This window comes from Diaphorobacter oryzae DSM 22780, assembly GCF_059568935.1.
This window is the reverse complement of record NZ_JCANUL010000001.1, coordinates 618,922-640,545: the sequence shown is the minus strand read 5'-3', so window position 1 is coordinate 640,545 and position 21,624 is coordinate 618,922. Positions and strand designations below refer to the sequence as shown.

General features: G+C 70.9%; 14 protein-coding genes. 4 read left to right on the top strand and 10 right to left on the bottom strand.

What is annotated here, in order from left to right:
- Positions 1 to 4 precede the first annotated feature (4 nt).
- The gene (phoR, locus tag BP68_RS02930) at positions 5 to 1,384 is read left to right on the top strand and encodes a phosphate regulon sensor histidine kinase PhoR (RefSeq protein WP_496368910.1); all 1,380 of its coding nucleotides are present in this window, start codon (positions 5 to 7) and stop codon (positions 1,382 to 1,384) included.
- On the opposite strand, the gene BP68_RS02925 is transcribed toward phoR, so the two are convergent.
- The 9 genes from BP68_RS02925 to trxA all read right to left on the bottom strand — a co-directional run bounded on the left by BP68_RS02925 (position 1,344) and on the right by trxA (position 13,596).
- Positions 1,344 to 2,705 (bottom strand): MATE family efflux transporter, encoded by a 1,362-nt coding sequence (locus tag BP68_RS02925; protein WP_496368908.1) that lies wholly within the window; start codon positions 2,703 to 2,705, stop codon positions 1,344 to 1,346. The genes phoR and BP68_RS02925 overlap by 41 nt on opposite strands.
- Positions 2,705 to 4,402, bottom strand: coding sequence for a hypothetical protein (locus BP68_RS02920; protein WP_496368906.1), 1,698 nt, complete (start codon positions 4,400 to 4,402; stop codon positions 2,705 to 2,707). The genes BP68_RS02925 and BP68_RS02920 overlap by 1 nt, the downstream gene beginning before the upstream one ends.
- Positions 4,403 to 4,573: 171 nt before the next feature.
- Entirely contained in the window at positions 4,574 to 4,828 is a 255-nt protein-coding gene (locus tag BP68_RS02915) for a type B 50S ribosomal protein L31 (RefSeq protein WP_496368904.1), read from the bottom strand.
- 131 nt (positions 4,829 to 4,959) lie between these two features.
- Positions 4,960 to 6,096 (bottom strand): ABC transporter permease, encoded by a 1,137-nt coding sequence (locus BP68_RS02910; protein WP_496368902.1) that lies wholly within the window; start codon positions 6,094 to 6,096, stop codon positions 4,960 to 4,962.
- A gap of 4 nt (positions 6,097 to 6,100) precedes the next feature.
- Positions 6,101 to 8,908 (bottom strand): ribosome-associated ATPase/putative transporter RbbA, encoded by a 2,808-nt coding sequence (gene rbbA, locus BP68_RS02905; RefSeq protein ID WP_496368900.1) that lies wholly within the window; start codon positions 8,906 to 8,908, stop codon positions 6,101 to 6,103.
- A gap of 24 nt (positions 8,909 to 8,932) precedes the next feature.
- Positions 8,933 to 10,018, bottom strand: a complete 1,086-nt coding sequence (locus BP68_RS02900) for an HlyD family secretion protein (RefSeq protein ID WP_496368898.1) — start codon at positions 10,016 to 10,018, stop codon at positions 8,933 to 8,935.
- A gap of 20 nt (positions 10,019 to 10,038) precedes the next feature.
- Positions 10,039 to 11,490 carry an efflux transporter outer membrane subunit gene (locus BP68_RS02895; protein WP_496368896.1) on the bottom strand — a complete coding sequence of 484 codons (1,452 nt, stop codon included), beginning with the start codon at positions 11,488 to 11,490 and terminating at the stop codon, positions 10,039 to 10,041.
- A 245-nt stretch (positions 11,491 to 11,735) separates the two neighbouring features.
- The gene (rho, locus tag BP68_RS02890; protein WP_496368894.1) at positions 11,736 to 12,998 is read right to left on the bottom strand and encodes a transcription termination factor Rho; all 1,263 of its coding nucleotides are present in this window, start codon (positions 12,996 to 12,998) and stop codon (positions 11,736 to 11,738) included.
- Positions 12,999 to 13,263: 265 nt separating this feature from the next.
- Positions 13,264 to 13,596, bottom strand: a complete 333-nt coding sequence (gene trxA, locus BP68_RS02885; protein ID WP_011805563.1) for a thioredoxin TrxA — start codon at positions 13,594 to 13,596, stop codon at positions 13,264 to 13,266.
- A gap of 115 nt (positions 13,597 to 13,711) precedes the next feature.
- Here trxA and BP68_RS02880 point away from each other — a divergent pair, with 115 nt between their 5' ends.
- The 3 genes from BP68_RS02880 to BP68_RS02870 are packed head-to-tail and all read left to right on the top strand — an operon-like array spanning position 13,712 to position 20,982.
- Positions 13,712 to 16,276: a PD-(D/E)XK nuclease family protein gene (locus BP68_RS02880; RefSeq protein WP_496368892.1), complete on the top strand. Its 2,565-nt coding sequence runs from the start codon at positions 13,712 to 13,714 to the stop codon at positions 16,274 to 16,276.
- Positions 16,269 to 19,616, top strand: a complete 3,348-nt coding sequence (locus tag BP68_RS02875; RefSeq protein WP_496368890.1) for a UvrD-helicase domain-containing protein — start codon at positions 16,269 to 16,271, stop codon at positions 19,614 to 19,616. Before BP68_RS02880 ends, BP68_RS02875 begins: the two co-directional genes overlap by 8 nt.
- A gap of 10 nt (positions 19,617 to 19,626) precedes the next feature.
- On the top strand, positions 19,627 to 20,982 hold the full coding sequence (locus BP68_RS02870) for a BaiN/RdsA family NAD(P)/FAD-dependent oxidoreductase (protein WP_496368888.1): 1,356 nt from the start codon (positions 19,627 to 19,629) through the stop codon (positions 20,980 to 20,982).
- On the opposite strand, the gene BP68_RS02865 is transcribed toward BP68_RS02870, so the two are convergent.
- Positions 20,964 to 21,557: a hypothetical protein gene (locus BP68_RS02865; RefSeq protein WP_496368887.1), complete on the bottom strand. Its 594-nt coding sequence runs from the start codon at positions 21,555 to 21,557 to the stop codon at positions 20,964 to 20,966. The two genes, BP68_RS02870 and BP68_RS02865, sit on opposite strands and share 19 nt — an antisense overlap.
- Between the last annotated feature and the right edge of the window lie 67 nt (positions 21,558 to 21,624).

The following is a 21,624-nucleotide window of genomic DNA, read 5'->3' as shown; positions in this document are numbered from 1 at the left end:
AGCCATGTTCCTGCGATTCTTCTTTTTCTTCATCGGCCAATTGATCGGCGGTGCCCTGGGCTGGTGGCAGGCGGGGGCCTGGGGGGCGGGCGTGGGGGCCTGTGCGGCGGCCTGGATGTGGTTTGTCTGGGACCTGTGGCGCGGCGCGCGCGTGCTGAGCTGGCTGCGCCATGGCGATCCGATGCAGGCGCCGCGCTTGAGCGGCCTGTGGGGCGAGGCGGCCGACCGCGCACGGCGCCTGGTGCGCCAGGGCCAGTTGCAGGCTCAGGCCGGCGATGCGCGGCTGCAGGAGATCCTGGAGGCGCTGCAGGCCTCGCCCAACGGGGTGATGCTGCTCGACGCCGAGGGGCGCATCGAATGGTGCAACCAGATGGCCGAGGAGCATTTCGGCATCGACGCCGAACGCGATGCGCGGCAGTCCATCGGCAATCTGGTGCGCGACCCCGACTTCAGCGCCTACTACGCCGCCCGCGACTTCTCCAGGGACGTGATGCTGCAGGGGCGCGCCAGCACCGCTTCGCGGCCCGTGCGCATCTCGGTGCACCTGCATCCCTATGGCGACGGGCGCAAGCTGCTGCTGTCGCGCGACGTGACGGCGCTGGAGCAGGCCGAGGCCATGCGCCGCGACTTCGTGGCCAATGTGTCGCACGAAATCCGCACGCCCCTGACCGTGCTCATGGGGTTCGTGGAGACCCTGCAGACGCTGCAGCTCAACGGCGATGAGCGGGCGCGCTACCTGCGCATGATGGCGCAGCAGGCCGTGCGCATGCAGAACCTGGTGCAGGATCTGCTGACGCTGTCGCGCCTGGAGGGCAGCCCCCTGCCGGGCATGAGCGAATGGGTGCCGGTCACGGTGCTGCTGCGCCGCTGCGAAGACGAGGCGCGGGCGCTGTCGGCCATACTGACCCAGAACCAGACCAAGCACCACCAGATTGCCTTTCCCGCGCCCGAGGCGGCGCAGGCGGCCGGGCAGGTGGCCTGCATTGCGGCCGAACTGCAAAGCGCCCTGGCCAACCTGGTCAACAACGCCGTGCGCTACACGCCCGCGGGCGGCAGCATCACGGTGAGCTGGGACGTGCTGCCGGAGGGCGGGGCGCGCTTCGTGGTGCGCGATACCGGCGCGGGCATCGAGGCGGAGCACCTGCCCCGCATCACCGAACGCTTCTACCGCGTGGACCGCAGCCGCTCGCGCGACACGGGTGGCACGGGCCTGGGCCTGGCCATCGTCAAGCATGTGGTCCAGCGCCATGGCGCCACGCTGCAGATCTCCAGCGTGGTCGGGCAGGGCTCGGTGTTCACCGTGGTGTTTCCGCCGGCGCGCGTGCGTCTGGCGACCAAGGCGGTCAGTGCGGATGCACAGCCGCCCGGCGCCGCTGCAGCCTGAGCACGGTCAGCAGCAGCGCGGTAAAGACCAGCGCCGTCACGGCCAGGGCCGCGGCGCTGGCGGCCCAGAACGGCATGGGGGAGTGATAAGGCCCCCAGCCGGCCCAGCCGTGGTAGGCCAGGGCATAGCCCCCGGCCAGGCCCGCGCCCCACAGCATGACGCAGTACACCACCAGCGGCGCCAGCGTGATGCGGTAGCTGCGCAGCACGAAGATGCACAGCGTCTGCAACGCATCGGCGACGTGGTAGGCCGCCACCCAGGTCAGCAGCATGGTGGTCAGCGCCACGACGTCGGCACTGGCTGAGTACAGGCTGGCCAGGGGTTCTTTTGCTATGAATAATATAGCTGCTAGCGCAATCCCCATAAGCGCTGCAAGCCAATAACCCTTCATGGCGGCGGCGGCGGCCTGGTGTTCGTCGCCCGCACCGCGCCAGTAGCTCACACGGGCGCTGGTGGCAATCGCGAGCGACAGCGGCACCATGTAGAGCACGGCGGCCAGGTTGGAGGCGATCTGATGGGCGGCCGACGCCAGCGAGCCCTGGCGCGCGATGAACAGCGCCATCAGCGTGAAGGAGGTGACCTCCACCAGGATCGACAGGCCCGCGGGAAGCCCCAGCCGCAGGAAGCGGGCGATCTGCTCGGGGTCGGGCCGCTCCAGGGGGCGCCACAGCTGCAGCGGCACATACATGGCGTGGCTGCGCAGCATGCGCCAGGCCAGCAGCAGCAGGCTGTAGTTCACCACCACCGTGGCCCAGGCGCAGCCGGCGGCACCTTGCGCGGCCAGCCCGGCGCCGCCGAAGGTGAACCAGATCGACAGTGGCACCTTGATCGCCAGCGACCCCACCTGCAGCCAGGTGACCAGCCGGGGGTGGCCCAGGGCCTGGTTCAGCGTGCTGTAGATGCGAAACAGCAGCGCCGGCGGCAGCCCGAAGGCCAGGATCGCCAGGTAGGTGCGCACCTCGCCGCGCAGCGCCGGCGGCACCTCGGTCCAGCGCAGGATGGGCTCGGGCGCCAGCAATACCGCCATGCCCAGCACGGTGAGCGCGGCCCACAGGTACAGCGACTGGCGCACGCTGGCGCCGATGGCCGTGGGCGTGTTGGCGCCGCGCTGTTCGGCCCAGACCGGCAGCAGCGCCTGCAGCACGCCCATGAGCGCCACATACACGCTGACGAACACGGCCAGGCCGACGGACAGGGCGGCCAGCGACTCCTGCGAATGCCGGCCGGCCACGATGGTGTCGGTCACGCCAAAGGCCATGACGGCCAGCTGACCCGCCAGCACGGTGAGCGCGTGCCGGGTGATGACGGACGACTCGGACATCAGCGCGCGCCGCCGGCGCGGTGCAACACCAGCATGCGGTCGCTGCGGTCCGTGGGGCGGCCGACGCTGGCTACCTCCTGCCACAGCGGTGAAGGCAGCAGGGTGCTCACCAGCGGTCCTGCCGTGGCATCGGCCACCGCCCAGTCGCATTGGGCCAGCTGCTCGGCCGGCACCATGCGCAGCTGCCCGTGGTGCTGCAGCGCCGCCACCTGCGCGCGGCTTAGGCCATAGCTGGCCACGCAGCCCTGGCGGTCGGTGATGGCGGCGGCCACGCCGGCCACCTGCGGCGCGAAGCTGCGGCCGTAGTCCAGCAGCGGCAGCCACAGCGTCATCATGAGCAGCCAGCCCAGCGTGGCACCGCCGGCGGGCAGCACCAGGCTCTTCCAGATGACGGGGCGGTTGCGCGCCGCACGCCAGCTCACCAGCGCGCACCATGCTGCCGTGGCGGCCAGCGCCACGCCGAAGCTGAGGGCGGAAAACGACGGCTCGTAGCCGGGCGCGAGTTTTGCCACGTTGGCGGCGGGCTTGGCGGGCACGCCCGTCTGCACCGCCAGCCAGACCACCCAGATGCCGATGGCCGATGCGCTGAAGAACAGCAGCGTGAACCAGTCGATCAGGGCGGAGATGCTGCGCCGCAGCGTGGGCAGGGCGAAGGCCGCCAGCGCCGCCAGCGCGGGCAGGCCCAGCAGCAGCGCGCGGTCCGCCGGCTGGGTGGTGAGCGTGGCGCCCACGGCCACCAGCACGAACCACAGGGGCAGCAGCAGGTGGCGGTGCCATTCATGGCTGACGATCTGGTGCCGCCAGCGCCACAGGGTCCACAGCGCCAGTGGCCAGGCGGGCCAGCAGAACCAGATGAACAGGCGCAGCAGGCTTTGCCATGCCTTGATGTCGTCGAAGGGCACGATGCGCCAGCGCCACAGGTCCAGCCACTGGGCCAGTACGGCGGCGGCCAGCGTGAGTGCCAGCAGTGCGGCCGCGGCCGCCGCACGCTGGCGCGGCGCGGCGCGTGGCGAGCAGCCCACCAGCCAGGCGCAGCCCAGTCCCAGCAAGGCGGCGACGGTGGGCGCTCCGCTGAGCACCAGTCCGAACAGCCCGGCGGCGACTGCGGCCACGGGCCAGGCCATGCGCCATGGCATGGCGGAGCCCGCATAGAACAGCAGGACCGTGCACGACAGCTGGGTGAGATAGCTGGTGGTCTCGTGCGACAGCTGGGCCAGACCCAGGCAGGCGATGAAGGCCAGCAGGCCCGCATCGGCCATGGCGCGGGCGTAGTCCACGGGGTGCGCCTCGCCGCCAAAGGCAAAGGCCACCGGCTGAGCGCCGGGGCTGCGTGCCAGGTGGTACACGCTGTGCCATGTGGCCGCCAGGGTCAGGAGCAGCAGTGCGATGAAGGGCATGCGCGCGGCCAGCTCGGGGGCCAGCCACCCGTCCAGCGCCTGCATGGCCCAGGCCCCCAGCCAATAGGGCAGCAGCCCATCGCCGTCGGGCGGTATGCCGGCCAGCAGCGGGTTCATCCAGGGGGTGCGTCCCTGGGCCAGCTCGCGCATGTAGCCGAACGATGCCACGTCGGCGTTGCGCCAGGGGTCGCGCCCCACGAATCCGGGAATGGCGTAGGCCAGGCACAGCAGCAGCATGATCCAGCGCGGCAGCGGCCGCACGGCGCTCTGGGCAACGATGGCAGGAGAGGGATGTATCACGCGGACGGTGCGAGTTGGCGGTCAGCCGAGGATAGCGGGAATGCACCAAGAAAAAAGGCAGCGCGGTGAAACCGGGCTGCCTGGGCTGTGCACGTGCGGGCGGATGCTGTTGCGGACTTGCCGCCCATCGGCCGGCACGGGCCCGCGCGCGTGGCGCAGGCCGCGCTGCCTTTACTTCGCTGCGGTCTTGCCGAAGCGGTTGCGGAAGCGCTCCACGCGGCCGCCCATGTTGTCCACGGACTTTTGCGTGCCGGTGTAGAAGGGGTGGGATTCGGAGGAGGTGTCCAGCTTGAACAGGGGATATTCCTTGCCTTCGAAGGTATCGTTTTCCTTGGTGTTCACGCAGGAGCGGGTCACGAACTTGAAGCCGTTGGACAGGTCAACGAACAGAACTTCGCGGTAATTGGGGTGAATGCCTTCTTTCATGATCTTCTTTCCTCAAGTCAGCGGGAGCCGTGCCGGCCATGTGCAACCTATTGCCCATTCAAAAAACGCGGCGTACTTTCCGCAAAAAGCCCTCCATTATCACATAGCTCGCCGACCGGAGAGCTGCGGCACTACGCCATGCTGCTGATGGTGCGGCGAAAGCGCGCCAGCGACAGCGCGAACAGCACGGCGCCGATGGCCGCCAGCGCCAGGAACTGGGGCCAGACCACGTCCATGCCCGCGCCGCGGTAGAGGATGGCCTGGCCCAGCTCCACGAAGTGGGTGGTGGGGGCCGCCAGCATCAAGTCCTGCACCAGTGCGGGCATGCTCTCGCGCGGCGTGGTGCCGCCCGACAGCAGCTGCAGCGGTATCAGCGTGAGCACCATGAGCAGGCCGAACTGCGGCATGCTGCGCGCCAGCGTGGCCATGAAGATGCCCATGGAGGTCGTGGCGAACAGGTGCAGTGCCGCGCCGGCCAGGAACAGCGCCAGCGACCCGCCGATGGGCACCTTCAGCAGCCCCTGCACGACGAACACCAGCGACACCGTGGCCGCCAGCAGCACCACCAGGGCCATGGACCAGACCTTGGCCAGCATGATCTCGGTGGGCGTGACGGGCATGACCAGCAGGTGCTCGATGGTGCCGTGCTCGCGCTCGCGGATCAGGGCCGCGCCGGTGAGGATGATGGACAGCATGGTCACGTTGTTGATGATCTGCATCAGGCTGCCGAACCAGGACTTCTCCAGCGCCGGGTTGAAGCGCATGCGCAGCGCCAGGTCCACGGGCGGGGCGGCGCTGCCACGGTAGCGCTGCACGAACTCGCCGACCTCGGCCAGCACGATCTGCTGCACGTAGGCATTGCCGCTGAAGGCCTGGCTCATGCGCGTGGCATCCACGTTCAGCTGGACCTCCGCCGCGCGCCCCGCCAGCACGTCGCGCTGGAAGTCGGGCGGTATGTTCAGCACGAAGGTGTAGCGCCCGGCGTCCATGCCGGCGTCCATCTCCCGCGCGGTGATCAGGGCGGGCGGGTTGAACTGCGGCGGGTAGAACGCCGACACGATGCGCTGCGACAGCTGCGACTGGTCCTCGTCCACGATGGCGATCGGCGCCTTGTGCAGCGTCTCGGGCATGGCGGTGGCGGCGGCATAGACCGACAGCGTGAACACGTAGACGATGAGCACCAGCATCGTGGGGTCGCGCAGCAGGCTCCACAGCTCCTTGACGCCCAGGCGGTAGACGTTGAGCAGGTGGCGGCGCAGGGCGGTCATGGGTTCAGCGCTCCTGCTTGCGCAGCAGCGCGACGGCCGCCAGCATGACCACGGGCACCGACAGCAGCAGCGGCAGCAGCGCGCCCTGCAGGTCGGCCAGGCCCAGGCCCTTGCTGAACACGCCGCGGCTGATGGAGAACATGAAGGTGGCGGGATAGATGCTGCCGATGAGGCGCCCGGTGCCTTCCAGCGACGAGACGGGGTCGATCAGTCCCGAAAACTGCACGGCCGGGATCAGCGTGCCGATCAGCGCGAAGAACATGGCGGCGATCTGGCTGCGCGTGACGCTGCTGGCCAACAGGCCCATGCCGGTGGCGGTGATGCTGTACAGCAGCGCCGCCAGCGCCAGCGTGGGATAGCTGCCGGTGACGGGCACGCCGAACACGGTCACGGCCAGCAGGCTCATGAGCAGGAAGTTCAGCATGGCCAGCGCCACGTAGGGCAACTGCTTGCCCAGCAGGAACTCGGTGCGCGTCACGGGGGTGACGTAGAGGTTGAGGATGGAGCCCATCTCCTTTTCGCGCACCACGGCCAGCGCCGTGAGCATGGCCGGCAGCATCAGCAGCAGCATCGGGATCACGGCCGGCACCATGGCTGGCAGGCTGCGCACATCGGGGTTGTAGCGGTAGCGCGACTGCACCGTGACGGCGCTGGCGGGGCGCAGGCCCGTGCGCTCGTGCAGCTGGGCGACCAGCCAGTGCTGGTGCATGCCCTGCACGTAGCCGTTGACGGTCTCCGCGCGCATGGGCATGGCGCCGTCCACCCAGGCGCCGATCTGTACGTTGCGCCCGCGCAGCACGTCGCGCGCGAAGCCGCTGGGGATCTCGATGGCCAGCGACAGCTCGCCGCTGCGCATGCGGCGGTCCAGCTCCGCGTAGTCGGCCAGCGGCGGCTGCTCGATGAAGTAGCGCGAGCCCGACAGCTCGTTGGCGTAGCTGTGGCTCAGCGTGGTCTGGTCGCGGTCGAGCACGGCGTAGCGCAGGTTCTCCACGTCCATGTTGATGCCGAAGCCGATCACGAACAGCAGCAGCAGCGACCCGGCCAGCGCCAGCGTGGCGCGCACCGGGTCGCGGCGCAGCTCCAGCGATTCGCGCCACATGTAGCTGAACATGCGCAGCAGGCTGAAACGGCGGGGTGTACTTGCTTCAAAAACAGGAGCTTCTGACGCTTTATCTTCGCTGGCTTCAGATGGTTTTCTCTCTGAATCCGAGGCGTGGAAAGCGCTGCCAGCTCCTGTTTTTGCAGCGCCAGTTTCGCTCGCCGACTCGCCCGAGGCCTCCAGCAGGTAGCCGATGAAGGCCTGCTCCAGCGTCGCTGCGCCGCGCTTGGCCACCAGGGCCGCGGGCGCATCGCTGTCGAGCACCTGGCCCGCATGCATCATGGACATGCGGTCGCAGCGCTGGGCCTCGTTCATGAAGTGCGTGGAGATGAAGATGGTCACCCGGTCGCGGCGCGACAGCTGCACCAGCAGGCGCCAGAAGGCGTCGCGCGCCACCGGGTCCACGCCCGAGGTGGGCTCGTCCAGGATCAGCAGCTCGGGCCGGTGCACCATGGCCACGGCCAGCGACAGGCGCTGGCGCATGCCCAGTGGCAGGTTGGCGGGCAGCGTGGCGCGCGCGTCCTGCAGGTCGAAGCGCTGCAGCATCTCGTCGACGCGCGCGGGCACCTCGGCCTCGGGCACGTGGAACAGGCGCGCGTGCAGCACCAGGTTCTGCTCCACCGTGAGCTCGCCATACAGCGAGAACGCCTGCGACATATAGCCCACGCGCCGGCGCGTGGCCATGTCGTGCGGGTCCACCTCCTGGCCGAACAGCCACGCGCGGCCTTCGCTGGCGGGCAGCAGGCCGGTGAGCATCTTCATGGTGGTGGACTTGCCGCAGCCGTTGGAGCCCAGAAAGCCGAAGATCTCCCCGCGCCGGATGCGAAAGCTCACATGGTCCACGGCCACGAAGTCGCCGAAGCGCATGGTCAGGCCCTGCGCCTCGATGGCGATGTCGGCATCGTCGGCCTGCAGCGGCGGAATCTCCACGGGGCTGTGGCCGCGCTTCTTGGCCTCGGGCAGCAGGGCGATGAAGGCCGCCTCCAGCGTGGCGGTGGCGGTGCGCTGCAGCAGTTCGCCGGCGGTGCCGGTGGCCAGGATGGCGCCGTCGTCCATGGCCACCAGCCAGTCGAAGCGCTGCGCCTCGTCCATGTAGGCGGTGGCGACGATCACGCTCATGTGCGGGCGCACGGTGCGGATGCGGGCGATCAGCTCCCAGAACTGGGCGCGGGCCAGCGGGTCCACGCCGGTGGTGGGTTCGTCCAGGATCAGCAGGTCCGGGTCGTGGATCAGCGCGCAGCACAGGCCGAGCTTTTGCTTCATGCCGCCCGAGAGCTTGCCCGCGGGCCGCGCGAGGAACGGGTACAGCCCGGTGCTGCGCGTGAGGTCGTCGATGCGCGCGCGCCGCTCGGCCGCGCCATGGCCGAACAGCCGGGCGAAGAACTGCAGGTTTTCCTCCACCGACAGGGTGGGGTAGAGGTTCTTGCCCAGGCCCTGCGGCATGTAGGCGATGCGCGGGCAGACGACGTTGCGGTGCGCCGCGCGGCGCATGTCGCCGTCCAGCACCTCAATGCGGCCCTGCTGCATGGCGCGCGCACCGGCGATCAGCGACAGCAGGCTGGACTTGCCCACGCCGTCCGGGCCGATCAGGCCCACCATGCGCCCCGGCGGCACGTCCAGCGTGATGCCGCGCAGCGCCTCGGTCTGGCCGTAGCGCAGGCGCACGTCCTGCAGCCGGGCCACGGGCGGGGCGGTCGGGGAGGGCTGGTGCATGGGCGTTTCCCGGTGCTGCCGCCCTTACGGGGTCACGGCGTGCTGCAGGTGCGCGGGCCAGTCCTGCGTGCCGTCCAGCCGGATCCAGGCATGGCCGGGCAGGCCGGTCTTGACCTGCGCGAGATGCTGGCGCAGCAGCTCGGGGGCGATGCGCGCCCGGACGCGGAACATGAGCTTCTGGCGTTCGCTGGCCGTCTCCACCGTCTTGGGCGTGAACTGCGCCGTGCTGGCCACGAACGACACCTTGGCGGGAATCACGTACTGCGGCGCCGCGTCGAGCACGATGCGCACCTCCGTTCCCAGGGCCACGCGGCCCGCCACGGTCTCGGGCAGGAAGAAGCTCATGTACACGTCGGTCAGGTCCACCAGGTTCAGCAGCTTGCCGCCGCCGCCCAGCACCTCGCCCGGCTGGGCCAGGCGCAGCTGCACGCGGCCGTCGCGCGGCGCGGTCAGCGTGCTGTCGTCCAGGTCGGCACGGATGCGCTGCACCGTGGCGTCGGCGGCCTTCACGGCCGACTCGGCGCCGGCCACCTGGGTGCGCGCGGCCTCGATCGCGGCCTTGGCCGCCTGCGCCTGCGCCTGCGTGGCCTTGAGTGCGGCCTGCACGCTGCGCACGCGGGCGCGGTCGTCGTCTAGCTCCTGCTCGGACGAGGCACCCTCGCGCGCCAGCGTCTCGGAGCGCGCCACGCGGCGCTGGGCGGCATCCAGGTCGGCCTCGCGCTGCGCAATCAGGGCCTGGGCCGCCATGTGCTCGCTCTCGCGCAGGGCCACCTGCGCGCGGGCCGAGGCGACGGCCTGCAGGGCGCGGTCGCGTCCGGCCTCGGCCTCGCGCTGCTGGGCCTGCAGGCTGTCCACCTGCATGTACGCCAGGGGCTGGCCGGCCTGCACGAAGTCGCCCTCCTGCACCAGGATGTCGGCCACGCGGCCGCCGTACTTGGTGGCCACATCCACCTCGGTCGCCTCGATGCGGCCGTTGCCGCCCACGAGCCCGGCGTTCTGCTGCGAGGCCTTCCACTGCAGCCATGCGTAGCCGCCCAGCACGGCGATGGCGGCCACGGCGGCGGTGGCGATGAGGATTTTTTTGAGAGCGGGGGAGAGTGCCTGTGTCATGCGGGGAATCCGTGGTGGGGTCAGCGGGCCACTGATGCGGCGGGGGGCTGTGCGGGTGCGCCGCCGCCCAGCGCCGCGTAGACGGCGATCTGCGCGGCCTGCAGGGCGTAGCGCGCCTGCACCAGCTGCTGCTCTGCGCTCAGCAGGTCGCGCTGCGCGTCCAGCACCTCGAAGTAGGGCGTGGCGCCATGCTCGTAGCGCAGTTGCGCCAGCCGGGCGCGCTCGCGCAGCGCATCGCGGTTGGCCTGCTGCAGGTGGATCTGCTGGGCCGCTGCCGCGCGCGAGGCCAGGGCGTCCGACATGTCGCGAAAGGCCGCCTGCACGGTTCTTTCGTATTCGGCCACGGCCATGTTCTGGCGTGCGGCGCTCAGGTCCAGGTTGGATTGCAGGCGCCCCCCGTCGAACAGCGGCAACGAGAGGCTGGGCGAAAAGGTCCAGGCGCCGCTGCCGCCGTCGAACAGGCCGTCCAGGTGGGCGCTGGCCGTTCCCAGGCTGCCGGTGAGCGCGATGCGCGGAAAGAACGCGGCGCGCGCGGCCTGCACGCGGGCGTTGGCGGCGCGCAGGCCGTGCTCCGCCGCCGCGATGTCGGGGCGGTTCAGCAACAGGTCGGAGGGCAGGCCGGCCGGCACGGCAGGAACCTCCAGGCTGGTGGGCTGCGCCGCCAGGCCGAGATCGCCCCAGGGCAGGCCCACGAGCTGCGCGAGGGCGTGGGCCTGCAGGGCCTGCTGCTGCGCCAGCTGGGTGCCGATGGACTTGGCCTGGTACAGCAGCGTTTCCACCTGCGTCAGCGCCAGGCGGGAGATGGCGCCCGCCGCATGCCGGCGGCTGAAGATGCGCAGGCTCTCGCGCCGCGTGGCGATGGTGCTTTCGGTCAGCGCGATGCGCTCCTGCGTCTCGCGCCAGGCGAGGTAGTTGCGCGCCACCTGGTTCACGAGGGCGGCCTGGGCCGCACGGCTGCCTTCGCCCGATGCCAGGTAGGCCTGCTGCGCCGCCGTCTCCAGGCTGCGCACGCGCCCCCACAGGTCCAGCTCCCAACTGCTGACGGCCAGGCCCAGGTGGCGCTCGCCTGCAGTCACGGAGCGGCCGGTGAGATTGAGGTCACCAGGAACCCGCGCCCGCGAGTGGTTGGCGCCCACGGCCAGCGTGGGCCAGCGGTCGGCCGACTGCAGGCCCAGGGCGGCCCGGGCTTCTTCGACGCGCAGGAGCGCCAGCCGCAGCTCGCGGTTGTTGTCCAGGGCCTTGCGCACCAGGCCTTGTAACTGCGGGTCGCTGTAGAACGCAGACCACTCGGCCATGCCCGTCTGGGCAGGGCCGTTGTCGGCCGTGGGCCAGGCAGCCGGCAGCAGTGTGGTGGACGGTGCGTCGATGCGCACAGGCCCGGCGCAGCCGGCAAGCAGGCAGGCCAGCACACCGGTGCCGAGCAGGGTGCGGCCGAAGGAGCCGGGCAGCGTGACGGGCAAATGCAGGGACATGCGCGGGCCAAGGATGGTGGATGGGCGGTGCAATCACATCACAGTTGCGTGACGCTCATGCGAGCCCAGCGCTGGCGCTGGTGCCCATGCCGGGAAGGTAAGGCCTGTCAGTATGCCCAGTGGGCAGTCTTGCGTCTTGATGCCCATCAAGCGGGGCCGCCTTGCGCGCCCCCGGTGCGCCGGGCGAGCGCCATGAAAAAGCCCCGCACGGTGGCGGGGCTGTCGGTGCCTGGGCGCGGGGCGGGTCAGCCGCCGCGGCGCATCATGTCGAAGAAGTCCACGTTGGTCTTGGTGGCCTTCATGTTCTTGATCATGAGCTCCATGGCCTCGATCTCGTCCATGTTGTACATGAACTGGCGCAGGATGCGGGTCTTCTGCAGGATCTCGGGGGGCAACAGCAGCTCTTCGCGGCGCGTGCCGCTCTTGTTCAGCTCGATGGCCGGGAACACGCGCTTTTCGTACAGGCGGCGGTTCAGGTGCACCTCGCTGTTGCCCGTGCCCTTGAACTCTTCAAAGATCACTTCGTCCATGCGGCTGCCGGTGTCGACCAGGGCCGTGGCGATGATGGTCAGCGAGCCGCCTTCCTCAACCTTGCGCGCCGCGCCGAAGAAGCGCTTGGGGCGCTGCAGCGCGTTCGAATCGACGCCGCCCGACAGCACCTTGCCCGAGCTGGGCACGACGTTGTTGTAGGCGCGGGCCAGGCGGGTGATGGAGTCCAGCAGGATCACCACGTCCTTTTTCAGCTCCACGAGGCGCTTGGCGCGCTCGATCACCATCTCGGCCACATGCACGTGGCGCGCGGCGGGTTCGTCAAAGGTGGAGGCGATGATCTCGCCCTTGACCGAGCGCTGCATCTCGGTCACTTCCTCGGGGCGCTCGTCCACCAGCAGCACCATCAGGTGCACGTCCGGGTGGTTGGCGGTGATGGCGTGGGCGATGCTCTGCATCATCATCGTCTTGCCGCTCTTGGGCGGGGCGACGATCAGCGCGCGCTGGCCGCGGCCGATGGGGGCGATGATGTCGATGATGCGGCCGGTGATGTTCTCCTCGCCCTTGATCTCGCGCTCGAGCTTCATCTGCTCCTTGGGGAACAGCGGCGTGAGGTTCTCGAACATCACCTTGTGCTTGTTCTGCTCGGGCGGACCACCGTTGACGGAATCGAGCTTGGTCAGCGCGAAGTAGCGCTCGCCGTCCTTCGGGGTGCGCACCTCGCCCTCGATCATGTCGCCGGTGTGCAGGTTGAAGCGGCGCACCTGGCTGGGCGAGATGTAGATGTCGTCGGTACTCGCGGTGTAGCTCGTGTCGGGGCTGCGCAGGAAGCCGAAGCCGTCGGGCAGGATCTCGAGCACGCCGTCGGCGAACACCTGTTCGCCGGCCTTGGCGCGCTTCTTGATGATGGCGAACATCAGCTCCTGCTTGCGCATGCGGCCGACGTTTTCGATTTCGAGTTCTTCGGCCTGCTTGAGGACTTCAGACACGTGCAGTGCCTTGAGTTCGTTAAGGTGCATGGGGTGACTCCTGGACGGAGTGGTATGTCTTCTTGAGGGGAGGAGGCTGTGTGTCGCGCGGGGCCATGGGTGATGGCGGATCTGGCGAGCCTGTGACCTGAAACCGGCCGCGATGAAAAACTGCGGCGAGGCGATCAGCGTGGATTATGACAGGAAAATTTTTTGAGCCACCGTCGGTGGTTGGCGGCATTGCTTGCCGCGCAAGGCTTGCTGTGCAAGGCCGGCCGCTTGGGTGGCGGCCGGCGGGGCTGTCAGCCGGAGAGGGTCAGGCCAGTTGCTGGTCGATGAAGGCCGTGAGCTGGGCCTTGCTCATGGCGCCGACCTTGGTGGCCGCCAGCTCGCCATTCTTGAACAGCATCAGCGTGGGAATGCCGCGGATGCCGAACTTGGCGGGAATTTCGCGGTTCTCGTCCACGTTCATCTTGGCGATGGTGAGCTTGCCCTGATAGGCACCGGCCACCTCGTCGAGGATGGGCGCGATCATCTTGCAGGGGCCACACCATTCGGCCCAGTAGTCCACCAGCACCGGGGTGCCCGCTTTCAGCACATCGGCTTCAAAGCTGGCGTCGGAGAGATGTTTGATGAGTTCGCTTGCCATGGCGCGTTCCTTAGTTCCTTGTTTGGGCGGTAGCAGGTGCTGATACGTATACAGTCCGGTCATTGTGACAGAAACCGAATCCCCGCATCCCGGTATGGCCGGTGCTTGTGACGCTATGACAGTCATAGCGAAAAGTGATCAGGTCGCGCGTTGTTGGCGGGCCGTGTTCGAGACAGTGCGCGCGCGCGCGGCGGAGCGCGCCGCCCATCTTGCCAGCACCGTGGTGCTGGTGCCCTACGCGCAGCTCATGGCCGAGGCGCGCCGGCAATGGCAATCCCTGTATCCCCAGGGTTTCGTGCCGCGCTTTGAAACCACGCGTAATTGGTCGCGCCAACTCGGCATGCCGCTGCCCGAAGGCAGCGAGTTCGCCGGCGACATGGCCCGCGATGCTGTCACGGCCCGATCGCTGCTGGAAAGCGCCGGCCTGGCGGAGCATCGCGAAGTGCTGGTCGGCCCGCTGCTGGAGATGGCGGCGCAGCTTGCTGGCGTGGTGGCGGCGGTTGCGCCCGCGGACCGCGCGGCCTGGGCCGACACGGCCCGCGACCTGCTGCCGGCGGCCGGCGATGGCGGTGCCCTGCGTCTGGAGGCCGCCGCCGCGCGCGTCGCGCTGGAATGGGTGCTGGCCTCGCGCCATGCGGGCGACGTGCTGTTCGAGCCCGGCGTGCGCATGGCCGTGGACCTGCTGGTGGTGGTCGAGGGCTTTCAGCCCGATCCGCTGGCCCGCGCCCTGGCGGAGCATTGGGGCCCGGCCGCCTGTACCGTGGGACTGCCGCAGGCGCAGGATGACGCACCGCCCGCGCACCCGTCCGCGCTGCACAGGGTGGCCGACGCGGAGGACGAGGCCCAGCGCAGCGCCGCCTGCGTGCTGGCGCATCTGGCGCAGGGCCATGTGCCTGTGGCGCTGGCCGCCAATGACCGCGCGCTCACGCGCCGCATCAGCGCGCTGCTGGGTGGCGCGCACGTGGCCGTGCATGACGAGAACGGCTGGATGCTTTCCACCACGCATGCTGCGGCGCAGCTCATGGCCGCGCTGCGCGCCTGCGCCTGGGACGCGACGGCCGACGCCGTACTTGACTGGCTCAAGCAGGCCGCCACCGTGGGCGGGGATGCGCTGCGTCCGCTGGAGCACTGGCTGCGCCGCACGGGTGCGCGGCAGTGGGAGCAGGCAGCGACCGAGCTGGAGGCCGCGGCCGATCGGCGCCCGGCCGAGGCTGCCCTGGCCACGCAGGTGCAGGACTGGCGGAACCGTCTGCGCGCCGCGCGGCCGCTGGCCCAGTGGCTGCAGGCGCTGCGCGAACTGCTGCAGGACTGCGGGTTGTGGGACGGCCTGCTGCTGGATGCGGCCGGCGCGCGTGTGCTGGCCGAGCTGCGCCTGCCCGAGGGCCTGCAGGCCGATCTGCAGACGCTCGACGGCGCGGGCCGGCGCATGGGCCTGCAGGACTTCACGCGCTGGGTGGGCGAGGTGCTGGAGTCCGCCCGCTACCGCCCTGAATACCTGGCCGACGCACCCGTGGTGGTGCTGCCGCTGCCGCAACTGCTGGCGCGCCCGTTTGCCGCCCTGGTGCTGCCCGGCTGCGACGAAAAGCGCCTGCAGGCCGCGCCCGAGCCGCCGGGCCCCTGGACGCAGGCGCAGCGCGAAGGCCTGGGCCTGCCCACGCGCGAGGAGCTGGCCGCGGCGCAGCGCGCGGCCTGGGCCAACGCCTTGCGCACGCCGCGCGTGGACATCCTGTGGCGCGTGGGCGACGAGGGCGGCGAGCCCTTGCTGGCCAGCCCTTTGGTGCTGGCGCTGCAGCTCGACGGCGGCGCGGCGCAGGGCGCCGAGACGCGCGTGCCGCGCACCGTGCCGGCGGCGCCCGTGCAGCGCCCCCTGCCCGTGGGCGCGCAGCTGCCGGTGCAGCGGCTGTCGTCATCGGCCTATTCCGACCTGCGCCACTGCCCCTACCGCTTCTTCGCGCTGCGCCAGTTGGGGTTGCAGGAGGAGGATGAGCTGGGCGCGGAGATCGACAAGCGCGATTTCGGCACCTGGCTGCACGCCGTGCTGCAGCACTTCCACGAAGCGCTGCGCGATGCACCCGTGGCTGATGATGCGGAGCGCGCCGCCCTCATGGACCAGGCCGCGGCCCGCGCCACGCGCGAGCTGCGGCTGCAAGAGGGCGACTTTTTGCCCTACGCCTCGGGCTGGCCTGCGCTGCGCGGCGGCTACCTGGAATGGCTGGCCAAGCATGAAGCCGGCGGCGCCAGCTTTCGCCAGGCCGAGCTGCGCGCGCGCCAGCCGCTGGGCGCGCTGGAGCTGGTGGGCACGCTCGACCGCGTGGACGCGGTGCGCCCCGAGGGCGGCGGCGAGCCCCTGCCCATGGTGATCGACTACAAGACCGAGAGCGACGCCGCCACGCGCGGCCGCATCAAGGCCGGGGCCGAGGACACCCAGCTGGCCTTCTACGCCGCGCTGATGCAGGACGACCACCTGCGCGCCGCCTACGTGAACGTGGGCGAACGCGGCGAAACCCGCCTGCACGAGCAAGACGACGTGGTGGAGCTGCGCGACCTGCTGATAGACGGCATCCGGCACGACATGGCGCGCATCGCGCAGGGCGCGCCACTGCCCGCGCTGGGCGAGGGCGCCGTGTGCGACTGGTGCGCCGCGCGCGGCCTGTGTCGCAAGGATTTCTGGAATGACTGAAGCAGCCCGGGCGGCCGCCATGCAAGCTGCCTACGAACACAACGGCCAGAGCGTCACGCGCGAGGCCTTCTACGCCATCGCCTGCGACCCCGCGCGCAGCGTGGCGGTGGAGGCCTGCGCCGGCGCGGGCAAGACCTGGATGCTGGTCTCGCGCATGCTGCGCGCGCTGCTCGACGGCTGTGCGCCGCACGAGATCCTGGCCATCACCTTCACCAAGAAGGCCGCGGGCGAGATGCGCCAGCGCCTGCAGGAATGGCTGCAGGAGTTCTCCGCCCAGCCGCTGCCCGCGCTGGAGCGGGAGCTGATTGCAAGAGGAATCAGCCCCCAAGGCGCACTGGATAAGCGCGAGCAGCTACAAAAACTATACCGCCAGACGCTGGATGCGGGCCGCCCCATGCAGATCCGCACCTTCCACAGCTGGTTCGCCGCGCTGCTCGGCACGGCGCCGCTGTCGGTGCTGGAGCAGCAGGGCCTGCCCGCGCACTACGAGCTGCTCGAAGACGACGCCGAGGCCGTGCGCGCGGTCTGGCGCCCCTTTCTGCAGGCCGTGGCGCAGGACGCCCCGCTGCGCGCCGACTACGAGGCCTGCGTGGCGCGCCACGGCCGGTCGCAGACGCACAAGGCGCTGGAGGGCGCGCTGGCCAAGCGCGTGGAATTCACGCTGGCCGACGAGGCGGGCGTCATCGACGCGTCCATCCCGCCCTTCGGCGCGCAGTTCGCCGATCTGGCCGGCCTGGCCGATCCGGCCGAGGCGCTGGCCACCGACGCGGCACGCCAGCGCTGGCACGCCTGGGCCCAGGCCCTGGGGAGCGAGTCGAACAAGACCCCGCAGAAGGCCGCCAACGCCGTCATCGACGCCTGGCTGTGCGATGACCTGGGCCGGCGCCTGGAGATGTTGCGCAAGGCCTTCTTCGTCGCCAGCGAGGACCGCCTGAGCAAGAACCTGGAAAAGTTCGCCGCCGCCCAGGAGGCCGAGGGCGAGCTGCAACGCCTGTGCGCCGCGCGCCGCCAGCACGAGGCCTGGCAGCACCAGCAGCGCATGGCGCGGCTGGCGCGCGCGCTCGTCGCGCAGTTCGGGGCGCTCAAGCGCGAGCGCGGCTGGGTGGACATGAACGACGTGGAGCGCACGGCGCTGGTCATGCTGTCCGACCCCGTGCTCTCGGGCTGGGTGCAGGAGCGCCTGGATGCGCGCGTGCGCCACCTGCTGGTGGACGAGTTCCAGGACACGAATCCGCTGCAGTGGCAGGCGCTGCACGCCTGGCTGGCCGGCTATGCGGGCGCGGGCGGCGGCGCCAGCGGCCAGCAGCCGCCCAGCGTGTTCATCGTGGGCGACCCCAAGCAGAGCATCTACCGTTTCCGCCGCGCCGAGCCCCAGGTGTTCCTGGCCGCCCAGGCCTTCGTGCGCGAGGCCTTCGGCGGCGACCTGCTGTCGTGCGACCACACGCGGCGCAACGCCACGGGCGTGATCGCGGCGGTCAACCAGGCCATGCAGGCGGCGCAGGCGCAGGGTGAGTACGCCGGCTTTCGCGGCCACACCACGGAATCGCAGGACCCCGGGCGCCTGCTGCGCCTGCCCGCGATCACGGCGGATGCGGCGGATGAGGGCGCTGCGGCAGACACCGCGGCCGATACGCCCGCCTGGCGCGACAGCCTCACCCAGCCGCGCCATGAGGCCGAGGAAACCCTGCGCATGCGCGAATGCGCCCAGGCCGCCCAATGGGTGGCGGCGCAGATCGCCGCCGGCGTGCCCGCGCAGGAGATCATGGTGCTCGCGCGCAAGCGCGACCGCCTGGCCGCCATGCAGGAGGCGCTGCGCGCGCTGCACATTCCCTGCGTGCAGCCCGAGAAGGCGGAGCTGGGCGAGGCGCCCGAGGTGCAGGACCTGGTGGCGCTGCTGGATGCGCTGGTCTCCCCGGGGCATGACCTGTCGCTGGCCCGCGCGCTCAAGTCGCCGCTGTTCGGCGTGCCCGACGATGCGCTGGTGCAGCTCGCGCTGCTGTCGCGCCAGCCCGCGCAGGCGCCGTGCAGTTGGTTTGATGTGCTGCAAAAAAGTGAGCTTCTACCGCCTATCCTGCAAGCGCTACAGCCCGATTTGGCTCAATACAAGCGCTGGGCCGACACCTTGCCGCCGCACGATGCGCTGCACGCCATCTACCAGCATGGCGACGTGCTGGCGCGCTTTGCCGCGGCCGCGCCCGCCACGCAGCGCGCCAGCGTGCTGGCCAACCTGCGGGCGCTGCTCGCGGCCGCGCTGCAGGAGGGCGGCGGGCGCTACCTCACCTCCTACGCCTTCGTGCGCGCCATGAAGCGGCCGGGCCTGCGCGCGCCCGGCCGCGTGGATGCGCAGGCCGTGCGCCTGCTCACCGTCCACGGCGCCAAGGGGCTGGAGGCGCACAGCGTGCTGCTGCTGGACACCGACGCCCGCGCGCAGAAGGCTGAAACCATGGGCGCGCTGGTGGACTGGCCGGGCGAGCAGGCCGTGCCGCGCCGCTTCGTCTTCCTGGCCAGCGAGTCCAGCCCGCCGCCCAGTGCGGTTGATCTGCTGGCGACCGAGCAGGCGGAGCGTCAGCGCGAGGAACTCAACACCCTCTACGTGGCCATGACGCGCGCCAAGCATTGCCTGGCGCTGTCGGCGGTGCAGTCGTCCACGGCCGCGCCCGGCAGCTGGTGGAACCGGCTGGCGCCGGACATGGCCGATGCCGACCTGCCGCCCGCCGCGCAGGGCGATGGCGCGGCCGACCCGGCGGCCGCGACCTTGCTGGAGCTGCCGCCCTATGCGGGTCGCACGGCGGCGGAAGGCGCCGCCAGCGCGGGCGCACCGGTCACCACGCCGCAGTCGCGCCAGGGCGAGGCCATGCACCAGCTGCTGGAGCAGGCGGGCGTGGCGGGCGGCCCGCTGCAGGCCCTGCGCGACGGCGGCTGGCCCGCGCAGCGGCTGGCGCGGCTGGCGCGCGACTTTGACCTGGCACCCGACGCCGCCGCGCAGGCCGCGGCCATGGCGCGGCGCATCCTGCAGGGCGAGGGCGCCTGGGCCTGGGACGCGGCGCAGGTGGAGCGCGCGATCAACGAGGCGCCCCTGGTGTACCAGGGCCAGAGCCTGCGCCTGGACCGGCTGGTGCGCCGCCGCGCCAGCGCCGCTGCCCCGGCCGCCTGGTGGGTGCTGGACTACAAGAGCGCCACCACGCCCGAGCGCCAGCCCCAGCTGCTGGCCCAGATGCGCCTGTACCGCGAGGCCGTGCGCGCCCAGCTGCCGGGCGAGCCCGTGTACGCCGCATTCCTTTCGGGCGACGGACGCCTGGTGCTGGTGGACGATGCCCCGCCCCAGGGCGAACTGTTTTGATGGACGAGCTATGACCGAACCCGATTCCCTTCCCCTTTCCTGCGACCTGGCCGTGATCGGCGGCGGCCCCGCCGGCCTGATGGCGGCCGAGGTGGCCGCCGGCGCCGGCCTGCGCGTGCATGTGTTCGACGCCATGCCCTCCGTGGGACGCAAGTTCCTGCTGGCGGGCAAGGGCGGCCTTAACCTCACGCATTCCGAGCCGTTCGAGCCCTTCGTCTCGCGCTACGGCGCGCGCCAGGCGGCGCTGGCGCCCTGGCTGCGGGATTTCGGTCCCGATCAGCTGCGCGCCTGGGCCGAAGCGCTGGGCGTGGAGACCTTCGTCGGCACCTCGGGCCGCGTGTTTCCGCGCGACATGAAGGCCGCGCCGCTGCTGCGCGCCTGGCTGCAGCGCCTGCGCGCCCAGGGCGTGCAGTTCCACATGCGCCACCGCTGGGTGGGCTGGGCGCCCGCCGACGGCGCGGCGCAGCGGCTGCGCTTTGCAGCGCCCGCGGGCGAGGCGATGGTGGCCGCGCAGGCCGTGGTGCTGGCCCTGGGCGGCGGCAGCTGGGCGCGGCTGGGCTCCGACGGGGCCTGGGCGCCGCTGCTGGCCCAGCGCGGCGTGCCCATCGCGCCGCTGGCGCCGGCCAACTGCGGCTTCGACGTGCCGCGCATGGACGCGGGGGCGCCCGTGGGGGAAACCCGCCGCGCGTTCCTGCAGGAGCTGCTGGGCCGCCAGCCGGCGCCGGCCGTGGGCTGGACGCCGCACTTTGCCGAGCGTTTCGCGGGCCAGCCCTTCAAATCGGTGGCGCTGGCGTTTACCGACAGCCAGGGCCAGCACTTCGAGCGCCGGGGCGAGTTCGTGGCCACGGCCACGGGCGTGGAGGGCAGTCTGGTCTACGCCGTCTCGGCCCTGCTGCGCGACGAGATCGCCGCCCACGGCCATGCGACCTTCCACCTGGATCTGCTGCCCGACCACACGCCCGAGCGCGTGCTGGTCGAGGTGCGCCACCCGCGCGGCTCGCGCAGCCTGTCCAGCCACCTCAAGGGGCGCCTGGGGCTGGAGGGCATCAAGACCGCCATCCTCTACGAGCAGCTGGGCAAGGACGGCATGGCCGACCCGGTGGCGCTGGCCCGCGCCATCAAGGCCCTGCCCATCACCGTGGTGGCCGCGCGTCCGCTGGACGAGGCCATCAGCACTGCCGGGGGCGTGCCGTTCAAGGCGCTGGACGAGCACCTCATGCTGCGCGAACTGCCCGGCGTGTTCTGTGCCGGTGAGATGCTGGACTGGGAGGCGCCCACGGGCGGCTATCTGCTCACCGCCTGCTTCGCCACGGGCCGCGCGGCGGGCGAGGGCGCCCGGCAGCGGGTTCAGAACTTGGTGCGGTAGTACAGCATCGGGCCGCCGCCCCGTGCGCGCAGCAGCAGGCGCGAGTGGCCCTCCAATTGCACGCCGATGGCGCCGAACTCGGGCACCAGGCCGCGGGTGCGGGAGTTGGTCCACTGCACCTCCAGCCGGGTGCCGAAGCGGCCCTGCTCGCGGTGCCAGATCATGCCCATGGCGTCGGGCTCCTGGCCGGCGTAGGCCGTGCGCGTCCAGGCAGCCATGTCCAGATGGCGGCCGCTGCCCAGTTGCGTGCGCCAGCGCACCCCGATATCCATTCCCCAGGGGGAGGGTGCCATGCTGTGCGGCAGCAGGTTCGAGCGGGTGGGCAGCGTCAGCCCCAGCGAGAAGCCCAGGCTGCTGGCGCTGCCCGGCGATAGCCAGCGCGTGACGTCCAGGCGCTGGGATTCGCCCAGCGTGTCCAGAGGGGAGGGGCTGCCCGAGACCTCCAGAAGCGCCATGGCCGCAGCGGGCGGCGCAAAGCCGGTGTCTGCCGCCGCCTGGGACAGAGGGGCGCAGGCCAGCAGCCACGCCAGGCCCTGGCGGTAAGCGGGAGTCCGTGCTGACGCAAGCGATGGCATGGCGTCACTCCAGGCAGAAGGGCGATCAATGTCTTCAGTGTGAGAGTGTGCCGCGCGTCTGGAGTTT